Consider the following 7,325-nt stretch of genomic DNA (forward strand, 5'->3'; position numbering starts at 1 on the left):
CCCGCGACGACACGCCAACAGACCCTAGCCTATTACCGGTCAGACGCGCTGCATGCGTCTGGCCGAGCGCCAAGCAAGCCGGCCGTTGCGCCGGCTTTTTATGGTTTGCCATCCCTGGCGGCCACCCTTTGGGCCGCCTCTGCGCGACGTTGAAAATCGCTCCTGGCGCTTTTTTCTTGGCAGCCAGTTCCCCGTCAGCGTTAGTCCCTTTAGAGTGCCGCAGCGCAATCGCGCGGGCATGAGGGGATGGCTGGCATGACCGTTTGGGTCGTTTCAATTCTGTTTGTACTGACCTACCTGGGCATGGCCGCAGGGGGCATCCGTGGTCTGCGTGTTGATCGCAGCTGGATTGCCGGCTGCGCGGCGGTGTTGCTGCTGGTCAGCGGCGCGCAGTCAGCCAGTGAGGCGGCCAGCCATCTGGATGCCGGTGCGCTGTTGCTGCTGCTGGCGCTGATGCTGATCAGCGCGCAGTTCGACTTCTCCGGGGTATACGCCTGGCTTAACCAACAACTCAGCCACTATGCCGAACAGCCGGCGCTGTTGCTGCTGGGCGTGGTTCTGCTGGGCGGTGTGCTGTCGGCGCTGTTGGTCAATGACATCGTCGCCTTTGCCCTGACCCCGCTGCTGTGCCATAGCCTGCTGGCCCGTGGCCTCGACCCGCGGCCATTCCTGCTGGCGCTGGCGCTGTCGTGCAATGCCGGTTCCTCCGCGAGCCTGATCGGCAACCCGCAGAACATTCTGATCGGTCAGGCCGGCGGTCTGGATTTCTGGTCCTACACCTGGATTGCCGGCCCACCGGCGCTGGCCGCATTGGCCATTACCTACGCGGTGATCTGGCTGCAATGGCATAAGCGCTGGGGCACGGCCAAACCCGTGGTGCAGGCCGAGGCCCTGGTCGAGCGTATCTACGGGGCACACAGCTACCTCAAGCCGCTATTGGCCAGCCTGGTGCTGCTGGGGCTGTTTTCCACCAGCATGCCAAGGGAGATTTCCGCGCTGTTGATTGCCGCACTGGTGATGATTTCGCGGCGGGTGGATAGCCGCGACTATGTGCACAAGGTCGACTGGAACCTGTTGCTGCTGTTTGCCGGCTTGTTTGTGGTCACCGGCGCGGCGATGAGCCTGCCACAGGTTGCCGGTATGGCCGCCAAACTGGCTGAGCTGGGCTTGCTGCCGCAGGGGGTGATCACGTTGGCGAGCCTGTCCCTGCTGGCCGGCAACCTGATCGGCAATGTGCCCTACGTGATGTTGTTGTTGGGCGTCTTGCCCGATGCCAGCGAAGCCTTGCTGGTGGGCCTGGCAATTATGTCGACGCTGGCCGGCAACCTGCTGCTGATCGGCAGCGTGGTCAACCTGATCGTCGCCGAAAGCGCGCGGCGCCAGGGCGTGTTGTTGAGTTTTGTCGACTTCGCTCGCAGCGGTGTGCCGGTGACGCTGCTGAGCATGGGCCTGGCTGGGTTGTGGCTGGCGTTGGGCGGCTGGTTGCCCTGGTAGGATGGGTTAGCCGCTGCGCTGTTGCTGGAGTCGTTCTGAGGTTTGGGCGCGGCGTAACCCATCAGGGGCGCCGCATTGTATGGGTAGCGCTGCGCTTAACCCCATCCTACGACCAGCGGGCTTTCCTCCAGTTCTGCTGCTGCTCTGACGTCTGGAAGGTCCAGGCGACAAAGCGGCTCTGCTTTTGGCCCTGGGCCATTTCCACGGTTTGTACCTGCAGGGCGCCAGCTTTCTTCAACGCGCTATACACGCCCGGCAGGTTGCCAGCCTTGGAGATCAGGCTGCTAAACCACAGCACCTGCTGGCCCACCTCGACACTTTCCTTGATCAGCTGGCTGACAAACGCCGCTTCGCCACCCTTACACCACAACTCTGCCGCCTGACCGCCGAAGTTCAGCAGCGGCAGTTTGCGTTTGGGGTCGAGTTTGCCGAGGTTGCGCCATTTGCGTTTGCTGCCGCTGCTGGCCTCATCCGCGCTGGCGTGGAAGGGCGGGTTGCACAGGGTCAGATCGAAGCGCTCATCGCGCTGCAGCAGCCCTTGGAAGATATGTGTGCTGTCGCGCTGCTGGCGCAGCTCGATGGCTTCGCCGAGGCCGGGGTTGGCCTGGACGATGGCCTTGGCCGAGGCGATGGCACTGGCGGCGATATCCGCACCGAGAAACTGCCAGGCATATTCGCGGTGGCCCAGCAGCGGGTAGATGCAGTTGGCCCCCACGCCAATATCCAGCGCGCGCACCTGGGCCCCGCGCGGTATTTCGCCGCCATTGCTGGCGGCCAGCAAATCGGCCAGGTAATGCAGGTAGTCGGCGCGGCCGGGTATTGGCGGGCACAGATAATCCGCCGGAATATCCCAATGATCGATGCCATAGAACTGCTTGAGCAGCGCGCGGTTAAACACCTTGACCGCCGCCGGGTTGGCGAAGTCGATGCTCTCGTTGCCGTAGGGGTTGATGATCACGAAGGCCGCCAGCTCCGGGCTGGCCTTGATCAGTGCGGGAAAATCGTAACGGCCCTGATGCCGATTGCGCGGGTGTAACTGGCCCTTGGCTGCATCGGGCTTGCCTGCAGCCGGTTGGCTAGGCGCAGGGCGCGGTGCGGCAGGTTTACGGCTGGAGCGTTGCGGCGGCTGGGACATGGCAGGCGAATCTAAGGCTTGGGGCGCGGGATTTTCCCACAGCTGGGCGCGGCGTGCTCGTCACTAGACGATATTCAGCCACATCGCCAGGTAATCGAAGAACAGGCAATACAGGGCAATCGGCAGCGGTAGGCCGAGCAGGGTGCCAAGCAGGTAGGTGCGAAAGCGCACGCCAGACAGGGCTAGCGCGTAGTTCAGCGCCGGCACGGTCTGAAACAGCATGCGCAGGACTATGATGCTGAGCAGTGGCCGACGATCAAGCCCGCTCAGCAGGCGTTGTGCCAGGCTATTGTCTAACTCGCGCAGGGCGTTGCCGCCCAGGTAGCGGATGGTCACAAATGTAAGGGTGCAGGACACGCAGGCTGCCACGTAGGTGGCAATACCGCCATACACCCGGCCCAAGGCCAGTACCGCGGCGGCGAGAAACACCCAGCCGGGAATCTGGATCAGGTTACCCAGGGCGAACAGCAGGATAAACAGCAGCAGCCCGGCGACAGGATGCATCAGGATCATCGCTTGTAAGGCGTCGAGGTTGAGCTGCGCGCGGATGCCCAGGGTTTCGAACAGCACGAACAGCCCCAGCAGAAACAGGATGACCAGAAGCAGGCGGTGGGAGCTGCGCATGGCGGCCTCGGCGCTTCAGGGGTAGCCGAGCACGGCCTTGATCTGCGTCAGATTGGCGGCAATCCACTGTGGATTGATCGCGCCCCAGTCACGAATCTCATAGTGCCCGGCGTTGTTGCGTTCACCGCTTTGCTGGGCGAAGGCGCAGTCGATATCCAGCTCTGCCAGGGCGGTTAGGGTGTCCTGGGCGGTGCGCCGGGGCATGCCGGTGGCGGCCATCAGCGCGGGCACGCTGGTGGCGGCACCGCTGTCGATCAGCCAGGCCACATACAGGCGGCGGTAGAAGCTGCTGCGGGTTTTGCTGACGTCCATGGGCTCTGTTCCTGGCTAGATGCCGTGCGCCACTGGCGCACGGCCTAATTGAGGGTCAGCTCAGGGTGGCTATCGCGATATAGGTCGCGGCCCCGGAGATGTAGCCGAGGAAGGCCAGCAGGCTGATCTTCTTCAGGTACCAGATAAAGTTGATCTTCTCCATGCCCATCGCCGCTACACCGGCCGCCGAGCCGATGATCAGGCAACTGCCGCCGGTGCCGGCGCAGTAGGCGAGCATTTCCCAGAAGGTGCCGTTGACCTGGAAGTTGCTCAACCAGGCGATATCGGCACCGGCCAGCGCCAGGGCTTCCGGGCTGACCAGCGGATACATCTTCATCGCACCGGCGACCAGCGGCACGTTATCCACCACCGACGACAGCAGGCCGATGGCAATGTTGATCGCGTACACATTGCCCAGGCCTTCACGCAGCGCGACAGCGACCTGGGTCAGGTGGCCAGCAGTGGCCAGGCTGGAGACCGCCAGCAGGATGCCGAGGAAGAACAGCACGCTGGTGGTGTCGATACGCCGTAGTACGCCAACCACCGACAGCGGGTGCTTGTCTTCGTCGTTCTTGCCGCGGTGAATCACTTCGGTGACCACCCAGAGCACACCCAGGCCGAAGAGGATGCCCATATAGGGCGGCAGGTGGGTCACGGTCTTGAACACTGGGACAAATACCAGGGCGCCGATACCCAGGATAAACACCAGGTTGCGCTCGAACGGTGTCGTCGGATCGCGGCGCTCTTCATCGGATTCGCTGAGCAGTGGGCGCTGGATTTCACCCTTCATGGTCATGCTCAGCACCAGCAGCGGCACCAGCAGGCAGACCACGCTGGGGATAAACAGGTTGGCGATGATGCCGCTGGTGGTGACCTGATTGCCGATCCACAGCATGGTGGTGGTTACGTCACCAATCGGCGACCAGGCGCCACCGGCGTTGGCGGCGATCACCACGATACCGACGTAGAACCAGCGTTCTTTTTGATCGGCGACCAGTTTGCGCAGCAACGAAACCATGACGATGGTGGTGGTCAGGTTATCCAGTACGGCCGAGAGGAAGAAGGTGATCAGCGCCACGACCCAGAGCAGGGTGACGCGCTTGTTGGTGCGAATGCGGTCGGTGATGACCTTGAAGCCTTCGTGGGCGTCGATCAGCTCGACGATGGTCATGGCGCCCATGAGGAAGAACAGGATCTCGGAGATTTCGCCCAGGTGATGGCGCAGCTCTTCGGTGACGTGATGATCATTGCCGCTGGCGCCGGCGGTGGCGGCACCGATCAGCGGCAGAATGCTGTCCGCGCCGAGTACCAGCAGGGTCCAGCAAATCACCGCAGTGAGGATGGCCGACGCGGCTTTATCGATTTTCAGCGGATGTTCGAGGGCGATGCACAGGTAACCGAGGACAAAGATCAATGCCATCAACGCATACATGGTCAGAATTCCATTTGCAGGGCTTTTTTATTGAGTTAGAGGTGCCGGAGGCTTTTAACGCGTGGACGAAGATGCCTGAAATGCTCAGAAATTGGGAGGGGATTTATCGCGCAGCGAGTCTGCTTGAGGCTTGTGTGGGGGCTTTCTGACTAATCGGTTAACCCTGGCGCGCCCGAACTACGGGGCGATACGCAGTTGCCGGTGAACTTGGGCTCAGGCCTGCGACAGGTCGTCGCGTTCGGCGTAGGCGGGCATGACGGGCTGCGGCGGGAAGATAAATGCTAGGCCGATTGCCGAAAAACAAAACCCGCGCCGGTAAGGGCGCGGGCTGCGGGTGTTGCGGGATGATCAGAGTGCGGCGATCTTACCGCGCTGCTCGACCATCTTGCTCAGGGCTTGCTCGGCCTCATTCAGCTTGGCGCGCTCTTTATCGAGCACCTCGGCCGGGGCCTTGGCGACGAAGCCTTCGTTGCTCAGCTTGCCGCCGACACGCTGCACTTCGCCGCTCAGACGGGCGATCTCTTTATCCAGGCGCGCCAGTTCGGCGTCCTTGTCGATCAGCCCGGCCATCGGCACCAGCACCTGCATCTCGCCGACCAGGGCGGTGGCGGACATCGGCGCTTCTTCGCCGGCCTCCAGCACCCGTACCGATTCCAGCTTGGCCAGCTTGTTCAGCAGCGGTGCGTTGTCGGCCAGGCGGCGGCGGTCTTCGTCACTGGCGTTGGCCAGGATGATATCGATGCGCTTGGCCATGGAGATTTTCATCTCGCCACGGATCTGCCGCAGGCCAAGCATCAGCTGCTTGACCCACTCGATATCGCCTTCGGCGGCGGCATCGATGCGGCTCTCATTGGCTACCGGCCAGGCCTGCAGCATGATCGTTTCACCGCTTACGCCAGCTTGCGCCTTGATCCGCTGCCAGATTTCTTCGGTGATAAACGGCATAAAGGGGTGGGCCAGACGCAGGGCCACTTCCAGCACGCGGATCAGCGTGCGGCGGGTGCCGCGCTGACGCTCGATCGGTGCATTTTCGTCCCACAGCACCGGCTTGACCAGCTCCAGGTACCAGGCGCAGTACTGGTCCCAGATAAACTCGTAGAGCGCTTGCGCGGCCAAATCGAAGCGGAAGGCGTCGAGCTGGCGGGTCACTTCGGCCTCGGTGCGCTGCAGGGCGGAGATGATCCAGCGGTCCACCGAGGACAGCTCGACCGGCTCACCATTCACGCCAGTGTCCTGGCCGTCGGTGTTTTCCAGGACGAAGTTGGCGGCGTTCCAGATCTTGTTGCAGAAGTTGCGGTAACCCTCGACGCGGCCCATGTCGAACTTGATATCGCGGCCGGTGGAGGCCAGCGCCAGGTTAGTAAAGCGCAGGGCGTCGGTGCCGTAGGCGGCGATGCCCTCGGGGAACTCGGCGCGGGTCTGCTTGGCGATCTTCTCGGCGAGCTTGGGCTGCATCATGCCGCTGGTGCGTTTCTCCAGCAGCTCATCCAGGGTGATGCCATCGACGATATCCAGCGGGTCGAGCACGTTGCCCTTGGATTTGGACATCTTCTGGCCCTGGCCATCGCGCACCAGGCCGTGCACATAGACGGTCTTGAACGGAATCTGCCCGGTCAGGTGGGTGGACAGCATGATCATCCGGGCGACCCAGAAGAAGATGATATCGAAGCCGGTCACCAGCACGTCGGTGGGGTGGAAGGTCTTCAGTGCCGCGGTCTGCTGCGGCCAGCCGAGGGTGGAGAAGGTCCACAGGCCGGAGCTGAACCAGGTGTCCAGCACGTCTTCATCCTGGCGCAGGTTGGCGTCACCGAGGTTGTGCGTGGCGCGTACTTCTGCCTCGTCGCGGCCGACGTAGACGTTGCCGGCATCGTCATACCAGGCCGGGATGCGGTGGCCCCACCAGAGCTGACGGCTGATGCACCAGTCCTGGATATCGCGCATCCAGGAAAAATACATATTCTCGTACTGCTTGGGCACGAACTGGATTTCACCACTCTCGACCACGGCGATGGCTTTCTCGGCCAGCGGCTTGGTGCTGACGTACCACTGGTCGGTCAGCCACGGTTCGATGATGGTGCCGGAGCGGTCGCCTTTCGGTACTTTCAGGGCGTGGGCGTCGATGCTTTCCAAGAGGCCGGCGGCCTCGAAGGCGGCCACGATCTGTTTGCGCGCCTCGAACCGATCCAGACCGGCGTATTCGGCCGGCAGGCTGCAGTCGATCTGGCTGTTGACGCTGCCATCGACACTGAACGCCTGGACCTGTGCGAGCACGGCGGCGTTCTTGTCGAAGATATTCAGCAGCGGCAGGTTGTGGCGCTTGCCGACTTC

General features: G+C 62.6%; 6 protein-coding genes. 1 reads left to right on the forward strand and 5 read right to left on the reverse strand.

The annotated features are described in order from the left end of the window. The first annotated feature begins 255 nt into the window (after positions 1-255). Entirely contained in the window at positions 256-1,494 is a 1,239-nt protein-coding gene (locus WA145_RS07760; RefSeq protein ID WP_422581018.1) for an SLC13 family permease, read from the forward strand. 106 nt (positions 1,495-1,600) lie between these two features. On the opposite strand, the gene rlmF is transcribed toward WA145_RS07760, so the two are convergent. The 5 genes from rlmF to WA145_RS07785 all read right to left on the reverse strand — a co-directional run. Then, a complete protein-coding gene (gene rlmF / locus WA145_RS07765; RefSeq protein WP_422581019.1) occupies positions 1,601-2,629 on the reverse strand; it encodes a 23S rRNA (adenine(1618)-N(6))-methyltransferase RlmF in 1,029 nt (342 codons plus the stop codon). A gap of 63 nt (positions 2,630-2,692) precedes the next feature. Further along, a complete protein-coding gene (locus tag WA145_RS07770; RefSeq protein ID WP_422581020.1) occupies positions 2,693-3,253 on the reverse strand; it encodes a VTT domain-containing protein in 561 nt (186 codons plus the stop codon). 15 nt (positions 3,254-3,268) lie between these two features. Then, positions 3,269-3,565 carry a winged helix-turn-helix domain-containing protein gene (locus WA145_RS07775; RefSeq protein ID WP_422581021.1) on the reverse strand — a complete coding sequence of 99 codons (297 nt, stop codon included), beginning with the start codon at positions 3,563-3,565 and terminating at the stop codon, positions 3,269-3,271. Between the two features lie 55 nt (positions 3,566-3,620). Further along, a complete protein-coding gene (gene nhaD, locus WA145_RS07780; RefSeq protein WP_422581022.1) occupies positions 3,621-4,997 on the reverse strand; it encodes a sodium:proton antiporter NhaD in 1,377 nt (458 codons plus the stop codon). A gap of 348 nt (positions 4,998-5,345) precedes the next feature. Then, on the reverse strand, positions 5,346-7,325 hold a 1,980-nt coding region (locus WA145_RS07785), incomplete at its 5' end, for a valine--tRNA ligase (RefSeq protein ID WP_422581023.1).

Origin of the sequence: Pseudomonas sp. (assembly GCF_049301935.1) — a bacterium.
Lineage (GTDB): Bacteria > Pseudomonadota > Gammaproteobacteria > Pseudomonadales > Pseudomonadaceae > Aquipseudomonas.